Below are 20,164 nucleotides of genomic sequence, written 5' to 3'. Positions count from 1 at the left end.
CCTGTCAGCTATCCGGCTACACCTTATCAGCAGCTGATATCAGGCGAGCCATTGTGTCAAACATTTTTTCAGGCTCTATGGGCTTGAAAAGATGGGCATCCATGCCCGCTTCAATGGAGCGTTCTGCATCTTCTTCAAACACATTTGCCGTCATTGCTATGATGGGTATCGCTACCGCATCGGGGCGTTCAAGACTGCGTATCGTTCTCGCCGCTGTAAGCCCGTCCATTTCGGGCATACGCACGTCCATGAGTATGGCATCAAAGTGACCCTCTTCGCTCTCATGGAACATAGCCACAGCTTCCCTGCCGTTCTTTGCGTGTTCGGACTCAATGCCCTCCAGTTCAAGGATATCAGCCAGTATCTCCGCATTCTGTTCGATGTCCTCCGCGATAAGTACTCTGCGTCCCGCAAGGATATCCGCTCTCCTGCCTATGTCTTCGTCAGCTGAAACATCAGCTTCTTTTCTGTTGGAAGCTCCCAGCTTCACGGTAACGGTAAATACAGAGCCCACGCCCTTTTCGCTCTCCACAAGTATCCCGCCGTCCATCATCTCAACGTATTTTTTCGTGATAGCCAGTCCAAGACCGCTTCCGCCGTACTTGTTTGTGGTGGTGGCATCTTCCTGTGAAAAGCGCCCGAATATCTTGGGGATATATTCCTTATCCATGCCTATGCCTGTGTCCTTAACGATGAACCTCAGGGTGCATATGCCCTCAGCACGATATATCTCCTCAATGGTAAGGGTCACGCTTCCCGATGTTTCGGTGAATTTCACTGCATTGCCAAGAATATTTATCATTATCTGCCTGAGCTTCAGGTCGTCACCGATATAGTATTCACTCATATCACCGATGATATCGCACTCATAGTTCAGTTCCTTGTCCTGACACTGACCGTTTATGATTATATTTATCTGATCCAGGAATCCCCTGAAAGAGAATTCTTCGCTTTTAAGCACCATTCTGCCCGATTCGATACGGCTCATATCCAGGATATCATTTATTATCCCCAGCAGATGATCAGCGCTGGCACCTATCTTTTCAAGATGTTCTCTTGTCTTCTGCGGAAGATCGGGCTCCCTCAGGGCCATGGTGTCAAGTCCTATGATGGTATTCATAGGCGTGCGTATCTCGTGGCTCATATTTGAAAGGAAGCTTGACTTTGCACGGCTATTCGCCTCCGCCAGAGCCTTTTCAACGCCCATCTGCTTTTCACGCTTCTGCAGGGCGCTGTATATCTTTAACAGATTGAACAGCGAAAAACATATCAGCGCTATCTGTACGGCGCTGGCGTTATCCAGAGATCTCCCCACGTTCTTCATCTCATCGTCTATATGATCTTCATTTACATCGTCTATGACGTTTTCATCCACGGAATAGTATTCTTTCAGCACTTCTTCCGAACGTTCCAAAGCCATATCTGTGGTCTGACGTAGCCACACACTTGAAGTAAATATTATAAGTCCCAGCAGGACTATCCATGCAACTATGGAATGTCCCATCCTGCCCTCGTTGTCACCGTTTAAAAAAGTACGGAAATACACGAAGCCAAGTATGCTCCAGATAGTCAGTATCAGATAGGATTCAACCGAAAGGGTGTTTATCGCCAGAAAGTTAGGTATCAGAAATTCCAGCGCAAACAGTATGGATATCACCATTCCAGCCAGACCTACTGCCGATCTTCCCTTTTCATTGTTTTCTCGAGCTACTCTTAATGCCGCCGCCGATGCCAGCGCATAGGCTATGGTGGCGCCGACGGTGGTAACATCAACTATCCAGCTGATGGCTGTTCTTCCAAAGAACGGCAGTATCAGGGATATGGCAAGTATGGATATCACAGCATTTTTAGGCACATGACCATGGTTCTTTCTGCCCACCCACGCGGGGAAAAGCCCGTCATCGGCAAGGGAGCACATGAGCCTGCTGAGGGCTATGTAATTTCCTACCAGACCTGTGAATATTGCACCCAGTGCCGCCGCACCAAGTATGAAAGTACCCTTATCGCCCAGAGCTTTGTGTGCCGCAAAAAACGTGGGCAAAGAAGCATTTCCGCTGTATTTGTCAAGTAAGCCTATGTAATCCGTCCATGAACCGCAGTCATCGGGCAAAGCCTTTACCGCCAGCAGTACAAGGAAAACATAAGCCGCCGCCGCTGTTATCAGGGAAGTAAGCATTATGCCGAATGATTTTTTCAGCGAAAACTTAGCTTCCTCGGCTGAATGTGTGATGGATTCAAAGCCTACGAATGCCCATGGGGCAAGGGCGAATATGGTGAAAACTCCACCTGAGGGAGATTTATCGGGGGCATAGGGTTGGTCATACCCACCTGTGCAGTTACCCGATGACAGCGCTGCCCCAAAGCATATCACCACACCCACGAAAAGCACCGCCGCCATAAGTACCTGCGCCGATGCCGAAAACTTTCTTGAAAAGCACACCGCCGCCGCAGTAACCAGAGCCAGCCCCGAAAGTATTATCTCGCCGATGTATATCTCATATCCCGCTATGGAATAAAGGTATCCGAAGCGGAAAGTATCACCAAGCACTGTCCTTGCTATAAGGGGCAGAGCCGTGGCATTAGCCCATATGATGGCGATATACGTGATTATCATGAACCACGCCCCAAGAAATCCAAGGTCGTAGCCGAAAGCCTTTTTGGTGTAGGTATATATACCTCCGCAGTCGGGATAGCGGTTCATAAGGTAGTGGAAATTCACAGCCAGTACCAGCATGACCAGTCCGCCCAGACCAAGTCCGATGGCTGTACCCACAGGTCCCGCTATGGGCAGGAACGTCGTGCCGGGCATAACGAATGAGCCCCAGCCAACACTGCACCCAAATGACAATGCCCACGCTCCTAAGATACCGAGATATTTTTTATTGTCCGATCTTTCCATGATGCTCAGACCTCTCAAAACGGCTTGCAGAAAGTTCAGCCTTCTTCGTATCTCCTTATGCGGTCAGCCGTTCTTTTGTAAGCTTCACCTATCTTTTTTATCCTCAATTTTACTTCATCGTCTGTAAGTCTTCTGGAATTGCCGGGACGAAATTCCTCGGCTATCTCCGAAGCCATTCCCGCAAGACCCACTAGACCCAGATTAGCGCAGACGCCTTTCATAGCGTGAGCCGCTTCAAATATCTGTGCGGGTTCCATACTCTCTCCCGCATACACCAGCCCCTCAACTACGGAATTCGTCCTCATCTTCCTGATATGCTTGTCTATCAGCTTTTCCATGCGGAGCACCCGCATAGCCTGGTCATAATCTCCGCCTATCTCATAATACAATTCCTGTAACGTCATAAAACTCAGCCCCTTGATAAATTTATCAGACCATAATTTTACATTATACAGCGCCGACCTCAGCCAACGCTGCGTTCACGTTCTTTTTCGATAAATACTTCAAATTCATTGGCAGGGACAGGTCTTGAAAAATAGTATCCCTGTACAAGGTCGCAGTCCGCGTCCCTGAGAAGCTTCAGCTGACCCTCTGTTTCAACGCCCTCAGCAACTACGCTGAGCTTGAGATTACCAGCGATATCAAGGATAAGCTTCATCAGCCTCAGGTCTGTTTCGCTTTTCTCGATATTCCTCACAAAGGACATATCCATCTTCAGCACATCTATGGGCATTGAGGACAGCATATTCAGCGAAGAATACCCCGCGCCGAAGTCGTCCATCTCTATCTCAAAGCCTATATGCCTGAGGGAATGGATAAGGTCAAGGAGCCTGTCTGCGTCCTGTGAATAGGCTGATTCAGTCACTTCAAGCTTGATATCGCGGTATTCCAGACCATTATCCGTGATGAGCCTGCAAAGCCTGTCCGTCAGGTCGGGGTCGAAGATATCAGCACGGGATATGTTCACCGATACAGGCAGTGTTACGCTGAACTTTTTTCTCCACTTCGCCACCTGCTTAGCGGTCTCCTCCCATACGTAGTTATCCACCAAAGTGATGAGCCCGTTACCCTCAAACAGGGGTATGAAGGTACCCGGAGATATCATGCCGAGATCGGGGTGCTCCCACCGCACCAGTGCTTCTGCGCTCCTGAGTCTGGGGGGTTCACAGCGTATATCGTATTTGGGCTGATAATACACACGGAACTGACCGTCCGCCAGTGCATGGCGCAGGTCACCCATAAGTCTCTGGTCGAAAAGCTCTTTTTTCAGTATATCCTCATTGTATAACCTCAGGGGGTTATGGAAATCGCTGCGAGCCATTATACAGGCGGTACGCGCCCTGTCGAAAAGGATAACGGGTTCAGCGTCCTCTGTGCGCTCGTCCACGCCCATTCTCAGGTGTATCCTGACCTTGGGTGAGAATTCGTCCATCTTAGCCTGAAAGCTGTCCAGAAGCGCCCTGTGGTCGTCACAGTGGATACAGTATATGGCGAATCTGTCCGCATCGAAACGGCTGGCGATACCCTCTTTTTCTCTGAGAAAATCCCTTATGATATCCCCAAGTGTCATGAGTGCCCTGTCACCGAATTCTCTGCCATGGAGTGCGTTCAGGGTATGGAAGCGATCGATGTTCAGCACGATAGCCTCCATCTTCAGTTCAGGGTGATACCTGTACAGACGCTCGGCGTATTCATAGAAGAAATTTCTGCTGTAAAGACCTGTAAGCCCGTCCTTTTCTGCCGATGATATGAGCCTGCGTCCCTCAAACAGCTCGATTATCCTTGCAACACGGGCAAGTATGACCTCGTGTACGTCAAATGGCTTTGTAATGAAATCCGCAGCCCCCAGCCTGAGGGCTTCAAGCTCTGCTTCCTCGTATGAAGTCATGACTATAACGGGTATGCCGCGGAGCTCTTCGTCATCCTGTATGGTAACCAGCACCTCATAACCGTCCATCACAGGCATGATAAGATCAAGCATGACTACGGATAACTCATTTTTATGGTGGCGCATAAGCTCCAAAGCCTGCGCTCCGTTTTCCGCGAAAATGATATCATAATCATTCTCCATGATAACTTCCAGAGCATCTCTGTTGATCTCCTGATCGTCCACGATAAGAACTTTCTGCGGACGCTGAATATTTTTTGACCTGATCATGATATTTCCCTCTTTTCTGCTTACTCTCCGGTATTAGATCATCTTACTATGCGATTGTGACAGCTCCCGCAGGACACCGTATATGCGCCTTTTCACGCGGTATACAGAGCATTTTCATACAGCAGGATACTTTCCGCAAATATACTTCTTCATACTACCATATGTTATTATAGCATATATTAGTTCATTTTTCAATACTTATTTTAAAAAAGATGATAAAATATCCATCTTATCTAGATATTTTTGTTTAAAATATTAAATATAAAGTACAAATCATGTACATACTCCCCTAAGACAAAGATAATACTATTATAAGGCAGAACATTCTTAATAAGGTCCATGGGCTGGAGCATTATTCGCTTTATGGTCTTTACATTTGCCGTAAGATGTGATATAATATTTAAGATATTGCAGTAATGGGATCGCCCCATAAGACACGGAGGTTATGGCTATGGCTGAAAATACAGTTAACAACGATAAAAAAGAAGGTAATGTTCTTGCGGGCTTTGTTCTCTACAAGGACGCTAATATGGACTGGGCAAGATTCAAGAAGTCACTGAAAGATGACTGGGGCATCGAAGTTGATGACGAAGTTAAGGACAATGCGCTGGTATTCCACACCGATGGTATGGTGGTGGCTTGTTCACTTATGCCCAACCCTGTACCAAACAACGAAGCTGAGGAGTGCGCTAAGAACAATATCCTCTGGAAAGACGGTGCAGCTGAGGTGGCAAAGCATCAGGCTCACGTAATGATGGCTGTTATGAACAAGTTCGATGCTATGGATCAGGCTCTGCTTTTCGCGAAGATAGCTTACAGCCTGCTGAAGCTTGACAACGCCATCGGCATATACAAGAACCCCACGGTATACGAAAAGGAGTTCTACATGAACTTTGCCGAGACTATCAAGAATGACGAGCTTCCCGTGCCAATACTGCTTTATACAGGTATGTATCTGGCTAAGGAGGGGCTCTGCGCTTTCACATCGGGCATGACTTTCTTCGGCATGAACGAGCTGGAAGTCATTGACAGCAAGCAGCAGCCCGACCAGGTGATAAGCTTCATGTTCTCCATTGAAGAGTATGTCCTCAGCGAACACGTTGAGCTGAAAGACGGCGAGACCATAGGCTTCAGCGAGGAGCAGAAGCTGCCCATCAGCGTGGGTGACGGTGTCAGCGTTAAGGGCATAACTGCTAAGATAGGTTTCTGATATGGATTTCACAGGATTCAAGGCAGCGGTCTTTGACCTTGACGGCACTCTCATACGCTCAAAGGGTGTATGGAGCGAGATAGACCGCCTGTTTTTCAAAAAGCGGGGCATGGAAGTCCCCGAGGGTTACTATGAAGCTGTTTCCACCAAGGATTTCAGGGCGGCTGCCATTTACACGAAAGACCTTCTGGGGCTTGACGACAGCATCGAGAGCATAATGCAGGAATGGCACGATATGGCGGTGTACGAGTATACCCACATCATCGGCGAGGTGGACGGTGCGGCTGATTTCCTGCGGTATCTTTCGGGCAAGGGTGTGAAGCTGGGTCTGGCTACTGCCAATTCTGCGGCGCTGTATGAGCCTGTGCTGAAAAGGCTGGGAGTGCTCTCCCTGTTTGAAAGCTTTGCCACCACCGAGGAAGTTGGCAGGGGCAAGGGCTTCCCCGATGTGTACGAGCTTGCCTGCGAAAGGCTGGGTACCACATCAGCCGATACAGTGGTTTTTGAAGACCTGCCAGAGGGCATACGTGGTGCAAAGCTGGGTGGATTTGCTTCGGCTGCCTGCCTGGACGAGCTCAGCGACGCCGAAAAGGCTATAATGCTGGGAGAAGCAGACATCTGCTTTGATAATTACAAAGAGCTTCTCGCGAAGTAATGAACGGTAAATTAACAGATATCATACATTTTGTTAAATATCGATTTTGCTATTGACAACTCGCCTATATAATGCTATAATATTAGAGTTGATTGAGCGCCAGTAGCTCAGCTGGATAGAGTGACTGGCTACGAACCAGTAGGTCGGGGGTTCGAGTCCCTCCTGGCGCATCCAACGATAAAGCCCGTTGACATGACGAAAACGCCGTGTTTACGGGTTTTTCTTTTACTTTAACTTTATAACTGCTGTTTCTGCAGCTGAAAATGAAGATTTGCAGACAAAAAATCACGCGAAAAGTCACACGGGATCGTGGTACGATGAGAGAGGCTTTTTTCTAAAAAACGGTTAAAACGACTGTAAATAGGCGTTTTTCAACTCTAAGCTTATATTATAGCAAAATTTAAGCAAGCAGATGCCAGAACAATGGTGTCTGCTTGTTTCTTTATGGGTTGTTTTTTTTGACTATGGGTGGAAAAAACTTATTATGATGTAACAGTCTGACTACACTTGACCTGAGCAGTTATGATACAATTAACGTCAGTACAGGCGCAGAATATCACTGATACAGTTTACACATCTCCAAAGAATCTGACACCGGGCAAGACCTATAAAGTTGCTATTGCTACAAGAGTAAAAACGGTAATTTGGACACAGAAAACGCTCTCAAACATTCGAGTATTGTTACAATAAAATAATTGACTGACATTGATATAATATGATACAAGCAAAACGGATAGCCGTCTTCACAAAAGATGGCTATCCGTTTTCATTTGCAGTCAAAATAAACATTAATAGACTCTTCAATTAGTGATAAGCAACGAACGATTAAGAAATTGTATCGAAATTATTGACATTGATAATTATCTGTGCTATCATATCTTTAGAAATATTGATATATATTATTATTTTCAACAAGAAAAGTCAGGAGGACATAATTATGCAGATTAGAAAATTGTTAGCAGTAGTAATGTCGCTTTGTATGGCAGCAGGTGCTGTCAGCTTCGGTGCGCCTGTTATATCGCAGAGCGTAACCGCACAGGCTGCGGATGTTGAGGCTGTCACCATCATTCCGACCTTCCCCACAAACATCAAGGTTGAGTACAGCGAGAAATACCGTCAGGTGAGATTTACATGGGACAGAATTCCAAATGCTGATATGTACGGTATAGCTGTATATCTTGCAGGTAAGTGGAAAGTTCAGACACAGAATATAACCGACAATACATATACTTCTCCAAAGAATCTTACACCCGGCATGACCTACAAAGTTGCTATAGCTGCAAGAGTCAGCGGAACTTGGGATGTAACAAGCGCTATCAATAATGCGGTGACTGTTACCGTAAAAGGCAATAATTCCTATATCAAGCCAGACAGAGAGATCAAATATGGTTCGGACTTATATGTTATTGCCGATGAAGTCACTATGTATCTCGGACCCGATACAAGCTACGGTAAAGTTACAACGATCCCCAGAAAAACTCTCCTTCAGGAACTCGGAGTTATGAATAATAACGATAACTGGGCATTTACAGAGTATAAGGGAAAGTACGGCTGGGTACAGGTCGTGAATGAATCGGGCGAAAGCGAGATCCAGATTTTATATCCTGTAGCTGATAAGCCTGTTATCTACCTCTATCCCGAAAAGGAGACAGACGTTCATGTTGAGGTGGAGCTGACTGAAGCAGATCTTGCCACTACCTATCCTAAGTACAACAATGGCTGGGATGTAATCGCTAAGCCTGACGGATCACTTGTGAACAAGGCTGACGGCACTCATCACAGATACCTGTTCTGGGATGCTGTAAACTGCCGTACAGAATTTGATCTTTCCAAGGGATTCTGTGTAGCTGGCAGTGATACCGAGAGTTTCCTCAAAGAAAAGCTCAGCTACATGGGTCTGACCGAAGATGAAATGAATGAGTTTATCGTATACTGGCTGCCACAAATGGAGCATAACAAATATAATCTCATTTCATTCCAGAGTGATAAATATACAGATTCCGCAAAGCTGAACATCACACCAACCCCAGATAGTATGCTGCGCGTATTCATGACATATGTACCTCTTGAAGAGGCTGTGGACATCGAACCGCAGGAACTTTCCACATTTGAAAGAAAAGGTTTCACAGTCGTTGAATGGGGCGGTTCCGAAATATAAAATAAGATTGTTAACATGATGCATTTTTAAAGGGCTGTGTCAGCCGTGTGAGAGATCGTACTCTCATGCGGCTGTTCACAGCCTTTTTTATTTCGTTACTTCGTGAGCGGTATACAGATTTCGAGTAAGCTGAAGAAAGCAGAGTTAATTATCACTGTTCCAAGTATGGTGATGTTCGACTGTTCTTCATGTGATTAACTTATTTCAGAGACATTTTATACCATAAAGAGCCATCGGAAGCTATTATAGTTTTTCAGTTCATAACATAGAATATGCAGTTATTGACTTCGCAAGGTATTCCCTTTTGAATCCTATTTCTGAGTGCCTGCTGTATCTCATTTTTGAGGTCTGCAGGCAGTTTGACTTTAGTATGAAGATTCTTTTTGATCAGATATAAGATATTTCTGTTCAACCGCGGATACTCACCCGCAAGACGTATCAGGTGCGGCATGACCTGCCATACGCTGTCCTTTGTCAGCAGAGATATCTCACGCCATTGCAGTACAGGGACGCTGTTATCATTTCGTATCATAGAAAGCAGCTGCTTCGTATCAAAGCATTTCAGTCCTCTTGCAAGGTGATATGCTGTCCTTGCAACGGCAGGATCATCGCTGTGCATATTATCATATATCAGCTTGCTGCTGTCTTCGGCTTTAAGGCGAACAAGTGCCGTGAGGGCTTCACATGGGTGGGTATCAAGATAGGGGCGGATAATGGGAATATCTTCCTTTGTGCCCGTATCTGAAAGAGCAAGCATCGTCTCGGGCAGATGATTACGGCAGTATTCCGCAACATCGAAACATTTTTTATCGAGCTGCTGTTCTGCGAACTTTCTTATCCTGCGTGACTTTGAACACAGCAGTTTTTCAAATCCTTCCCATATGCCCTCGCGTTGAATCCGATAAGCATATACTGTCCTGCGCACACCCTCATATTCGTCTTTCATAAAGATGTTCATGACCTCACAGGATATCGGCTGAGGTGCTGTTTGCAGGTACAGACGTTCAAGCAGAACTCTCTGCTCTCCGTTATTTTCTTTACGGAAAAGCTCCAGAAGTGTATCACATTGCGAGGCATCGTGGTGGAGTGTAAATGCATTATAGCAAATACCGCCGCGTAATTTAAGTTTGTTTTCAGCGATAGCTTTTCTGAGCAGACTGTCCAGCTCGTTCATTGAAAATGCAGCATCTCTATGCGCACGTTCGCCGCGTCTGACGTATTCGATATAGGGTATAGCACGGATAAGTTCACGATGAGCATCGGGGCGCTTCAGATATTCTACAAGCACTTCACCTGCCGCCCTACGCACAGCGTGAACATTGTCATTGAGGCGGTAAATGATATGATTCAGCATTGTGCTGTGCTTCAAAAAACGGCGCAGGCATTGTTCGCGGACATGACCGTTCGGGTGTGCCGAGCCTAATATCAGCAATAAACGATCACCGCCGTAATAGTCTTTTGGTACGGTATTCAGCTTATCCCATTCATCAAAGTCGGGAGAACCACTTTCAAACGGCGCCTTTTTCATCAGCGCGTTCACCAAAAATGCGTTATCGAGATTAAAGCTCAAAACATTTGAGGCAGTATCTCTTATGTATCGGATATCATCGATATCGGGGTCATAGAACAGTGCCGAATACAAAAGCGGAAAGCTGCTGTATTTCAATAAAGTGTCTGCATACCACTGCATCCGCCCTTCCAGATCAGGAAGATAGTTCATAAGTTTCTTCGAAATTCGATACTTAAGATCGTCTTTATAGCATTTTATTATATGCTTTGCATAGCTTGTCTTCTTTGGAACGTTTTCCATAGCTATTCTCCTTTCCTTTAAGCATAACTATCATCGATATAGCTTAAATATTTCTCAGATCATACTGCAAAAACCGTTCGCTATGCATGAATCCGCAGGACTCATAGAGCTTCATGCCCTGTTCCGATGCCATAACCTGCACAATGCCTATGCCGTATCTCTTTGCCCAGCGCATAACATATCCCAGCATACACTTTGCCATACCGCGTCTTCGGAATTGCGGTTTGACATACATGCTCGAGATCAGTCCGATCTTACCGGTCGGATTTGCGGAATAAGGCGGCTTTTCAAGCAGCGTCAGCCCGACAGTGCCGATAACCTCTCCGCGGTGAACAGCGATCCACATACGGAACGTTCCGTTTCCAAACGCACGCTCATAGAAATCACGGATATCAGGAGCCAGATCAACGGCATTGGTATCTCCTTCTTCCATAAGCTGAGCAATGCGCAGTTCGATCAGAGAATCAGTCAGTTTTTCGCCCGCCATTCCGAGTCCGCTTTGGTTATACTGAGTGACTGTTCTGACATCGATTTCGTATTTACGGTGTGCAATATGATCGTGCAGTCCTTCGATCATCCAATCTTCAAAAGAACATCCGCTTTCAATGGGCTTGCTATACCATGTAAGAAAATCAGAATCTATGGTGCAAACACTGCCTGCTGCTTCACCTCTGAACATCAAAAGAGTATTCATCGTGCAGCCAGGTGTACTGATGAAGATGCCGCCCGCAATCAGCCGTTGTTCGAGCTCAGCCGTTTTGTCAAAATTCTCTTCATCTTCTGCCGCTTCAGCCTCCTGTGCAAAAGACCTCCATTCTTCCTCTGGAAGTCCTCCGCCGATCATTACAGGCAGATCGGCACGCGCTGCTGCATTGGGATTACGCTCACGCATCTTATCCAGCGAATATATGCCGTAATTCGGTCCTATCCCGCCGTTGCCAAGCTCAGTGAGATAACGCACGAATACCTCGGGAAGTGTGACACGCATCTCCTTCTCGAATTCTCGCACCTGTTCTATTGTAGCAGGCGGATCGAAAAGCTTAGACTTGCTGCCGTCACTACGTTCAGTTCCTCCACATTTTTCATATTCCTCTGCGAGTGCTCTGATCTCTTCGATAACATCCATATTTATACCTTCTTAAGTGTTTGTTAGCCAGTCCGAAAAATCAACGATCTTGATGCCTTCATACTGATAAGCATCATGCCGAGTCCTTGCGATGAGCATTTTGGGATAAGCGTCCTTGATAGAAAGCAGAGGTGATACTTCACGCTCAAAAGTCTTGTCATCGGTGATATTGTCCGAAACCTGAATATACAGTTTTTCGTCACGCTTTATAGCTACAAAGTCAACTTCTTTCTTATAAAGGACACCGACATAAACCTCATATCCTCTGCGAAGCAGCTCGATAGCTACGATGTTTTCTAGCACTCTGCCGTAGTCCATATTTTTAGTGCCGAGCTTTGCATAGCGGAAAGAATGATCGCTGAGGTAGTATTTCTCGGTAGTTGAAAGGTATTTCTTTCCTTTGATGTCATACCTGCGTACCTTATAAAACGTAAAAGCGTTGCAGAGGTACTGCATATATGAGCTGACAGTCTTGTGGTTGATCTTGTCCTTATGGCTGTTAAAGGTATCGGCAATGGTTCTGGCTGATGTGAGGTTTGAGATGTTATCCATCAGAAAATCTGCAAGCCTGTCCATAAGGGCTGTATTGCGTATCTTGTACTTCTTGCGTATATCGCGGACAATGAGTGTATTGAAAACTTCCTCGATATAGTCATACTTGGCTTCCTGATCTTTATAGACATAGGAACCTGCCATGCCGCCCTCGCTGACATATTTATCAAAGGCAGTATAAAGATCAGTATAACCGAAATATTTGACATACTCGGCAAAAGAGAATGGATAAACTTTGATCTCGAAAGTCCTTCCTGTGAACAGTGTGGCGAGGTCGGAGCTTAAAAGGAATGCATTAGATCCGGTGATATATATATCATACTTCTCCGAAGCATGCAGACCGTTGATCGCTTTCTCAAAATCGTTGCACATCTGTATCTCATCTATCAGGACGAAGTTTTCAACTCCTTCTTTGTATCGGGAATTGATATGATCGTAAAGAGGACGGTATTCTGTAAATTCCTCATATTCGGGCAGATTGAAATTGATATGAATGATATTGGCATCGGGGTAGTTGTCCATGATATGCTTTTTGAACGCTTCAAGCAGCTTGGACTTTCCGCTGCGTCGAACACCGGTAATGACCTTTATATCAGGGGTACCGATCACATTGATGACCTTATTGAGATAATCGGTTCTTTCTATCAGTTTCATAAACACTCACACTCCTCTATGCCTATTATACCACATGTATTTCCCAAAATCAAGTAATTTTCAATTTTGGGAAACAGAAATATTAATATGGATCATTCACCCATATTCTCAGCCAATCCAACAAAAACAAAGCTTTTAGACCGTTTGCTATAATCATATCCTATCTTTTTCATTTGATGGTATATTGGCAACCGTATTATTTGATCAAAATCCATTCCCTCATAAAGATTAGATTCCATCAGTATTTTCTCGATCTCAGAACTCTGATCGTATGTATCTTCATCATCTTGCAAGCTATCAGAACATATCCCGGGTATAATTCCGCGGGTGTCTAAGAAAGGAATTTTACCTATACTATCAAAACACAGCTCCGCAGATCTTATATCATCTCCCGGGAACAAGTAACCACCGCAGACCTCACATTTAATAACAAGATGTTTGTCCGGATTGATCCATAAATAAGGATCAGCATCGTCATCAACCGTAGGTTTACCATATACATGAGCTTTCTTTGGAGTGGTAAGGCGGATATTTCGGAAAAACATCTGAACTGCATAACCGATTGGTTTGTGGTACAGCCTTGCGTCCGTCGTGGTCATCGTGCAGACGATCATTCTGCTGTGGCAGCATTTTCACTGAGTGCGAGGTATGACGGTACGTTTTCAGTAATTGCAAACAGCGCGGAATAGTACGGAATATCAACACCATGCTGCAAACAAATGCGGTGGATATTATCAAGCAGAGGGCGGCAATTCTCGGAATCGGGGTTCAGGTCGGATATGATTATTTCCTGCACAAGCGGATACAGCGCGATCTTGTCCATTTCGGGATTTTGGATAAAGCCCAGCTCAATCAGGTCATTGATCGCGTCCATGCTTTCAATGCTTATCAGCTCGGCAAAAAGTCTGCCGCGGATACCGTCGTCGGGAATGAACGTTGTATAGCGCATCTCTCGGGCGGTCAGCGTCATACTCGTCTATAGTGATGTACTCGATCATTTCAAGCGCCATCTCACGAGTGAGCTCGGGAACGTCAGCATATTTCTTCAAACGGCTTAATTATTTGACCGCATAATCTTCACGCTTGTTCCTTAGAGAGAAATGTTCAAATACCACTTCCAAATTTGAAAGAAGAACATGTTAACAGATGTTCATGGTTATAAATCCCCCAATAAATATGAAATATCCAGTGGCTCTAAGCTTTTTGTTATAACCGCCTTATCTTATTTCTTTTATTTCACCGATGAATGCAGAAAGCACCCCTTTCATTATGAAAGAAGCACTCTCTGCGTCTGTATTAAAGGATTTGGTTTGAATGCTTACTTTAAAAGCTTTTTGCCCTTGACATGAGCAGCGATACGAATAATATCTGTAATGTTTACCTTACCGTCCTTGTTCACATCAGCTGCCTTCCTACCCTTTTCGTCAAGCATCTTTTTTCCCTTTACATGAGCTGCAACCTTTGTAACATCGGTGATATTGATGTTTCCATCACCGCTTACATCTCCCAATGCATATTCTGCGGGTTCTTCACTTTTCTTGGTATAGGTGAATACTAAATCACTTTCGTAGCCCTTTGCCTTTACTGTTATATTGAAGCTATCGCCCTCGGAAAATACTGAACTCTCTGTATCCAGTGTGCCATCAGCCTTGATGATGACAGTAGCTCTTCTGCCGCTAGCGGAATACTCCTTTTCGTTTACAACAACGGTGGTGATGTTCTTGATATATGCTTCAAGCTGTTCAGCGGTAAAGCCCTCTGCTGCGATCAGCTTGTTCTCCTTGCCGTCAAATTCAGCGGGAATATCTGTTGTTGTCAGCATAAAGCTTGCAGAAAGATCTGCGTACTTGCCCTTGCTGTCTTTAGCTGTAAGTGTGTAGCTTCCCGGGTTCGCAATTTCAAAAGTAAAGCTGTTGTCCTTGAAAACTGCTTCAAGCCCCTCAATGTTGTATTCGATATCAAAATCTTCAGGTACATCAGTCAGTGTTATATCTGCCTTGCCTGCGCTTACTGCTGTGTTCTCAACAACGATACCGCCGCTGAACTTAACGGGAACATAGACCTCACCCACATCTACATTGACATATCCTGCGGCAGTGATGTAATCCAGCTCGGTTATAGTATTGCCCATCAGGCTCTCAAAGCCCTTGTAGTCAAGCGTATTGCCGTGAGGTTCGGCGGTCTTGATACCAGATGTCCAGGAGAATTCAGCATTTCTCCAGATATTCTGCTCGTGGCGCAGAGCATACGCCCCGCCGTCCTTAGTCTTGATAAGGATACCGTAAATGATGGTGCCATTCTCGGGCTTGCCTGTAACATTTGCCGCATAATCGCCCCAGGGGGTGTTGGTGTTGAGGGTCATCGAACCCGATACTGTCTCAGGATTCTCATCGTTCACCTCAGAGAAGCTGACATCTCCGTCAGTAACGGTAACTGTCTTGTACGCTTCGGGCTTTTCGGTGGCGGTGAAGCCGTAGTTGTTCTCCCCCAGTGCATCAAGGTCTTCCTGCTTGATAGCAACGGGATATACAACGCCATAGATCTTGCCCAGTTCATCGGAACCTTCCTCACCTGCATTGTTGTATGTACCATCAAAAAGCTGACCTTCACCGTTCATTCTTGTCTTGTTGACAGTCGCGGAAGTAACAGCGTCAAGACCCTCTGCATTGCTCAGGTTCTCAGCCTCTGCCGCATAGAACTTGTCATAGGGTATCTTCATGGTACCGTAAACATACTCCTCTGCCTTTACCTCATCGGCAAAAACACTCAGCGGTATCGAAGCCGCTGCCATTGCAGCACATATCGACAAACTGAATATCCTCTTTGTTTTTCTCATATGTAATTACTCCTTTACATTTATTTACATCGTTAAGTTATCAAATACTAACTTAACGATACATTACCTGTCTCAACATCTCGTATCACACTATATCCTCACCGAATAGTCAATAGTTCTGGATAAATATTTACAAGTAAGTCTCAGCTGACTTTTCTCGCCCTTTTAAGCCTTTTGCTGACCATCTGAGCACACAGCCCCGTGAACAGTCCCGCGATGCATCCCGAGATCATCAGAAAAGGAAGATACGCTATAACAGATGTGCTTTTCAGCACAAGCACCGCAACAGCTATCTGCCCTATATTATGAAACACCGCACCCGCTATGCTGAGAAACCACATATTGTCCTCGCGGATGATATTTTTCAGTATTTCCATACCGATAAAGCAAAGAGTACCTCCCGCTATGCTGTACCACAGTGCCATCAGATTGCCGCTGAAAAGAGCCCCCAGCAATATCCTGCTGTAAAGCATCATGGCTGTTTCCGCAGAACGGTAATTGTACACGCAATACACGGTAACGATATTCGCGAGCCCCAACTTTACCCCGGGAATGGGTACAATATCGGGTATACGCAGTTCGACGATGAATATTATCAGCGCAAGGCAGGTCAGCAGACCTAAACAAGTAAGTTTTTTTGTATCCATCATCTCACCTCGCTGTACCGTCGATATCACCGTTCTCATACTCTATCACAAGCCGGTTCGGCAGACAAACTATCGGCTTGCCGTCCTCCAGCCAGCCTGTATCCACACAGATATGGTCGGGACAGTCTGCGCATTTCATATGTATCCTGCCGCCCTGTAGCTCGATGGTATTTTTTCTGCCCTCATATGTGACTTCTATCGTTCTGTCCTTTTCCGATGAAAGATCAATGCGGTAAAGCACCTTGCCATTCTGTGAGATAACTGCTGTCTTTCCGCTTTTCGGTCTCATGACAGATAGGCACCATACCGCTGCTGTACAAAGCACCAGCAAAGTTATGATGATACAGACAGTTCTCGTTTTCATCTTTCGATCACCGTGACATTTTCAACTTTAGGTGAAAAGTTTTCTGCTATACCTTCGGTGACATATACACCGCCATCATCGGAAATGAGTATCATTTCAAGATCTACGCTGTCACGCCAGTATGCACAGGCATCATCAAGCCCCATTACATAAAGCGAGGTCGAAAGTGCATCACATAGCCTGCCCTCTTTGCCGATGACCGTCACACTTGCAAGACCGCTGTCGGCTGGTCTGCCTGTTTCAGGGTCGAGGATATGTTTATATATAACACCGTCCTTTTCAAAGAACCTCTCATATCCTCCCGATGTTATAACAGCACATTCCCCCACGGCAAGAGTGCCTATACTCCCCTCTCCGAAGGGGTCGCGTATGCCGACTTTCCACTTCGTGCCATCGGGTTTTGCATCTCCGATGGTCTGTATATTTCCCCCAAGGTCAAGCAATGCTGAAGTCACGCCATGTTCTTTTAATGCCTTTGCCGCTGCGTCCCCCGCACAGCCTTTAGCAACTGCACCAAGGTCTATCTCGGTGTTTTTGGGTATATATGCCTTGCCGTTTCCGACAGATATCCTCTCAACGCCCTTACATTCCAGTAATGCAGATATCTCGCTATCATCGGGAACACAGTATTCACCTGTGGTAAATCCCCACGCCCTGAGTACAGGATATAGAGTGATATCCAGCGCACCCTTTGTCTGCCAGTGCATATCTATGGCAAAATTCAGCAGTTCTTCGGTTTCAGCACTTACGGGAACTTCCGTCCCGCCGCTGTGGTCGAGGGTGTATATCTCGCTGTTTTCATCTGTTACAGACCACAGCTTTTCAAGCTTTGTGATCTCTTTCTGTGCAGCTTCTATGCCTTTTTTACCATTTTGTCCGTAGGCAGTTATGGTCATATAAGTGTCCATTGCAAACACTGAACCGCTGCTTTTTATGTCATCCGTCACGGTCGCCTTACTGCTGTCGGAATTGTTCGCGGCACACGAGTTCAGCATCAACACGCCTGTTAACAGAACAACTGCCGCATATTTTTTCTTCATGAATTTCCTCCGATCTGCCGCAGTCTTATGTTCGCAGGCAGAGCTTTATGCGTAAGTTACTACAAACCTTTGGAATACCCCACCGCGGTTAGTTAGAACTACCCGCAACGAGTATTATACAATATCGCCCCAAAAAAATCAAGAGTATCTTTCAACGAATCGAGAACGAATTAGTCAAAACTAATGTGCATTTATGACAATTCAGTGCAAAGTTAACTTCGGCTAATTTTGTGATTATAAACTTTTCGTAAAATTATATAATCTATAATTGACAAATTTTCAACCATAGCGTATAATGATTTACCGTGGTTAGTCACATATAACACAATATAGACAGTGAGGTAAAGAATATGTTATTTCTGATAGCTTTGACCATTGCAGTGCTGTTTTCAGTGCTGTGCGCAGGTGCTTTGAAGAAAGCTCCCCTGGCGTTCTATATCGGCGGTACGCTGATATCAGTGCTGATGATAGTGCTGGCACAGCAGCCTGTTGAAAACGTGATCCTGCGTAAATATGTCATCGGACTGTTTTCAAGAGGCGCACTGGCAGGTGCACTTTGGGTAGTAGTAATGGGAATGAGAGTACTCCCTGACGGCAGCAAGGCAATAAAGCGGCTGATGCCTGTAAGAGGCGAACTTTCAATATTCACCGCGACAGTTACGCTGTCCCACATCATATTCTACGGGCTTTCTTACATCAAGCGTCTTACCGACCCTAATTTCAGCAAGGCGGCAGACTTTCTGCTTACCTGCGGTATATGCGCGGCGCTTGTGCTTATAATGGTGCCCCTGACAGTACTATCTTTCAAGAAGATACGCAAAAAGATGAATGCGAAAAAGTGGAAGAACATTCAGCGTGCGGCTTATGTTTTCTATGCTCTGATATATCTTCACATTATCGCGCTGTTCATACCAAAGGCTAAGGCAGGTATTGAGGGATATTTCCTCAGCTGTCTGGTTTACACTGCTGTATTCGGGGGTTACATGATACTCAGGGTGAGAAAGTGGTACGTTAAGAAAAAGACACCGGAGAACAGTGCATTGCTGAATATCGCAAGTACCGCCTGCGCAGTTCTGCTGACTGGTATAGTCGCTTTTTGCAGTTACGGAAAACCTCAGAACAAGGTAAGGACAAACAGACCGGCTGCAAAGAAAGTCACTGTAATGACAGTTAATGATACTTCCCCAACAAATGAAGAAGACAGGACCACATTAAGGCTGAGTGCAGATCGTGACGACACATCATCCCATGATCCGGGTGAAAGCAGTTCTCCCGACAGCAAGAATTCATCGGACAGCAGTTCATCCCAAAAGGATAGTTCAAGTTCCCGCAAAAAAGACAGTTCATCAGGAGAAGAAGATACAGACGAAGAAGAGCAGGATGAAAATCATGAAGAACAAGATGAACAGGAAGAGCAGAATGACCGTGAAGAACAAGGTGAGCACAAAGAACAATCAGAAGAAAGAAAAGACAACAGGCAGGAAGAAAAACGCGAAGAACAGCAGGAAGTAAGAGAACCTGTTCAGACTCAGCCGCCAGTGACCGAACCGCCCGAGCCCGAGTTCATTTACAATAACGGCACCTATGAGGATTCAGCATACGGCTATGACGGCGAAGTACATGTCACCATCACCATCGAGAACGATGTCATCACCGAGATATCAGCCTATTCCGACGAGGAAGAACCCGATTATTTCGATTCTGCTTATGAGACTGTTGCCGGAGATATCCTCAATTATCAGACCTGTGAAGTCGATGCGGTTTCAGGCGCGACATACAGCTCAAATGCAATAATGAAAGCAGTAAAGAAGTGTCTTGAACAGGCAAGAAAGTGATTGAATATGTATCTGATCACTAATACATGACCCATCACACAAGCAATAACGGCAGATGTAGATATCACCTACATCTGCCGTAATTTTCAAATTAATATGGTTTGCAGTAAAAGAGTCAATCCCAAATTCTGTGTAAACTACAAATAGTGTAATAAAAGAGTATATGATGAGACCGATTGTGAAAGCAGTCGGTCTTATCAGCATATTAGCACATGATTAT

The 20,164-nt window shown here is 45.4% G+C and carries 15 protein-coding genes, 1 tRNA gene and 1 pseudogene; 5 read left to right on the top strand and 12 right to left on the bottom strand.

Annotated elements, in window-relative coordinates; translation table 11 throughout:
* Positions 1–16 precede the first annotated feature (16 nt).
* From BMY75_RS14465 to BMY75_RS14455, 3 genes are read right to left on the bottom strand one after another with little or no spacing between them, the layout of a single operon-like run.
* The gene (locus tag BMY75_RS14465; protein ID WP_074835113.1) at positions 17–2,899 is read right to left on the bottom strand and encodes an amino acid permease; all 2,883 of its coding nucleotides are present in this window, start codon (positions 2,897–2,899) and stop codon (positions 17–19) included.
* A 35-nt stretch (positions 2,900–2,934) separates the two neighbouring features.
* Positions 2,935–3,303: an Hpt domain-containing protein gene (locus BMY75_RS14460; protein ID WP_074835110.1), complete on the bottom strand. Its 369-nt coding sequence runs from the start codon at positions 3,301–3,303 to the stop codon at positions 2,935–2,937.
* A 59-nt stretch (positions 3,304–3,362) separates the two neighbouring features.
* Complete coding sequence (locus BMY75_RS14455; RefSeq protein ID WP_074835107.1) at positions 3,363–5,057, bottom strand: putative bifunctional diguanylate cyclase/phosphodiesterase; 1,695 nt, start codon at positions 5,055–5,057, stop codon at positions 3,363–3,365.
* 451 nt (positions 5,058–5,508) lie between these two features.
* On the opposite strand from BMY75_RS14455, the gene BMY75_RS14450 reads away from it, so the two are divergent.
* The 4 genes and pseudogenes from BMY75_RS14450 to BMY75_RS14435 form a co-directional block, all read left to right on the top strand.
* Positions 5,509–6,267: a DUF4261 domain-containing protein gene (locus BMY75_RS14450; protein ID WP_074835105.1), complete on the top strand. Its 759-nt coding sequence runs from the start codon at positions 5,509–5,511 to the stop codon at positions 6,265–6,267.
* Between the two features lies 1 nt (position 6,268).
* Positions 6,269–6,922, top strand: coding sequence for an HAD family hydrolase (locus BMY75_RS14445; RefSeq protein ID WP_074835102.1), 654 nt, complete (start codon positions 6,269–6,271; stop codon positions 6,920–6,922).
* Positions 6,923–7,018: 96 nt separating this feature from the next.
* Positions 7,019–7,092, top strand: a tRNA-Arg gene (locus BMY75_RS14440).
* A gap of 899 nt (positions 7,093–7,991) precedes the next feature.
* A pseudogene (locus BMY75_RS14435) lies at positions 7,992–9,080 on the top strand (BspA family leucine-rich repeat surface protein); the annotation flags it as partial.
* A gap of 253 nt (positions 9,081–9,333) precedes the next feature.
* Here the strand turns inward: BMY75_RS14435 and BMY75_RS14430 are convergent.
* The 9 genes from BMY75_RS14430 to BMY75_RS14385 form a co-directional block, all read right to left on the bottom strand.
* On the bottom strand, positions 9,334–10,890 hold the full coding sequence (locus BMY75_RS14430; RefSeq protein ID WP_074835099.1) for a hypothetical protein: 1,557 nt from the start codon (positions 10,888–10,890) through the stop codon (positions 9,334–9,336).
* Between the two features lie 43 nt (positions 10,891–10,933).
* Positions 10,934–12,016, bottom strand: coding sequence for a GNAT family N-acetyltransferase (locus BMY75_RS17540; protein ID WP_081350576.1), 1,083 nt, complete (start codon positions 12,014–12,016; stop codon positions 10,934–10,936).
* Positions 12,017–12,028: 12 nt separating this feature from the next.
* Entirely contained in the window at positions 12,029–13,222 is a 1,194-nt protein-coding gene (locus BMY75_RS14415) for an ATP-binding protein (RefSeq protein ID WP_074835096.1), read from the bottom strand.
* Between the two features lie 92 nt (positions 13,223–13,314).
* Complete coding sequence (locus BMY75_RS14410) at positions 13,315–13,821, bottom strand: hypothetical protein (RefSeq protein ID WP_139199836.1); 507 nt, start codon at positions 13,819–13,821, stop codon at positions 13,315–13,317.
* Between the two features lie 11 nt (positions 13,822–13,832).
* The gene (locus tag BMY75_RS14405) at positions 13,833–14,171 is read right to left on the bottom strand and encodes a hypothetical protein (protein ID WP_242940248.1); all 339 of its coding nucleotides are present in this window, start codon (positions 14,169–14,171) and stop codon (positions 13,833–13,835) included.
* Between the two features lie 369 nt (positions 14,172–14,540).
* Positions 14,541–16,058, bottom strand: coding sequence for a dockerin type I domain-containing protein (locus BMY75_RS18515; RefSeq protein ID WP_081350575.1), 1,518 nt, complete (start codon positions 16,056–16,058; stop codon positions 14,541–14,543).
* A 143-nt stretch (positions 16,059–16,201) separates the two neighbouring features.
* On the bottom strand, positions 16,202–16,708 hold the full coding sequence (locus BMY75_RS14395) for a Gx transporter family protein (RefSeq protein ID WP_347500139.1): 507 nt from the start codon (positions 16,706–16,708) through the stop codon (positions 16,202–16,204).
* Position 16,709: 1 nt separating this feature from the next.
* Entirely contained in the window at positions 16,710–17,069 is a 360-nt protein-coding gene (locus BMY75_RS14390; protein WP_074835087.1) for a NusG domain II-containing protein, read from the bottom strand.
* The gene (locus BMY75_RS14385; protein WP_074835085.1) at positions 17,066–18,109 is read right to left on the bottom strand and encodes an FAD:protein FMN transferase; all 1,044 of its coding nucleotides are present in this window, start codon (positions 18,107–18,109) and stop codon (positions 17,066–17,068) included. The genes BMY75_RS14390 and BMY75_RS14385 overlap by 4 nt, the downstream gene beginning before the upstream one ends.
* Before the next feature lie 350 nt (positions 18,110–18,459).
* Between BMY75_RS14385 and BMY75_RS14380 the strand changes: the two genes are divergently transcribed.
* Positions 18,460–19,944, top strand: coding sequence for an FMN-binding protein (locus tag BMY75_RS14380; protein WP_074835082.1), 1,485 nt, complete (start codon positions 18,460–18,462; stop codon positions 19,942–19,944).
* Positions 19,945–20,164 lie beyond the last annotated feature (220 nt).

It is taken from the genome of Hominimerdicola alba, from assembly GCF_900109655.1.
In the GTDB taxonomy this organism is placed as follows: domain Bacteria; phylum Bacillota; class Clostridia; order Oscillospirales; family Ruminococcaceae; genus Hominimerdicola; species Hominimerdicola alba_B.
The sequence above is the reverse complement of the archived record's forward strand: the minus strand, read 5'-3'. Positions and strand labels throughout refer to the sequence as shown.

Excerpts from the sequence above, each read along its gene's own strand:
- BMY75_RS14380 (WP_074835082.1), top strand. The coding sequence starts at position 18,460 with ATGTTATTTCTGATAGCTTTGACCATTGCAGTGCTGTTTTCAGTGCTG.
- BMY75_RS14455 (WP_074835107.1), bottom strand. The coding sequence starts at position 5,057 with ATGATCAGGTCAAAAAATATTCAGCGTCCGCAGAAAGTTCTTATCGTG.
- BMY75_RS14465 (WP_074835113.1), bottom strand. The coding sequence starts at position 2,899 with ATGGAAAGATCGGACAATAAAAAATATCTCGGTATCTTAGGAGCGTGG.
- BMY75_RS14410 (WP_139199836.1), bottom strand. The coding sequence starts at position 13,821 with ATGACCACGACGGACGCAAGGCTGTACCACAAACCAATCGGTTATGCA.
- BMY75_RS18515 (WP_081350575.1), bottom strand. The coding sequence starts at position 16,058 with ATGAGAAAAACAAAGAGGATATTCAGTTTGTCGATATGTGCTGCAATG.
- BMY75_RS14450 (WP_074835105.1), top strand. The coding sequence starts at position 5,509 with ATGGCTGAAAATACAGTTAACAACGATAAAAAAGAAGGTAATGTTCTT.
- BMY75_RS14430 (WP_074835099.1), bottom strand. The coding sequence starts at position 10,890 with ATGGAAAACGTTCCAAAGAAGACAAGCTATGCAAAGCATATAATAAAA.
- BMY75_RS14415 (WP_074835096.1), bottom strand. The coding sequence starts at position 13,222 with ATGAAACTGATAGAAAGAACCGATTATCTCAATAAGGTCATCAATGTG.
- BMY75_RS14395 (WP_347500139.1), bottom strand. The coding sequence starts at position 16,708 with ATGATGGATACAAAAAAACTTACTTGTTTAGGTCTGCTGACCTGCCTT.
- BMY75_RS14405 (WP_242940248.1), bottom strand. The coding sequence starts at position 14,171 with ATGCGCTATACAACGTTCATTCCCGACGACGGTATCCGCGGCAGACTT.
- BMY75_RS14385 (WP_074835085.1), bottom strand. The coding sequence starts at position 18,109 with ATGAAGAAAAAATATGCGGCAGTTGTTCTGTTAACAGGCGTGTTGATG.
- BMY75_RS14390 (WP_074835087.1), bottom strand. The coding sequence starts at position 17,069 with ATGAAAACGAGAACTGTCTGTATCATCATAACTTTGCTGGTGCTTTGT.
- BMY75_RS14445 (WP_074835102.1), top strand. The coding sequence starts at position 6,269 with ATGGATTTCACAGGATTCAAGGCAGCGGTCTTTGACCTTGACGGCACT.
- BMY75_RS14460 (WP_074835110.1), bottom strand. The coding sequence starts at position 3,303 with ATGACGTTACAGGAATTGTATTATGAGATAGGCGGAGATTATGACCAG.
- BMY75_RS17540 (WP_081350576.1), bottom strand. The coding sequence starts at position 12,016 with ATGGATGTTATCGAAGAGATCAGAGCACTCGCAGAGGAATATGAAAAA.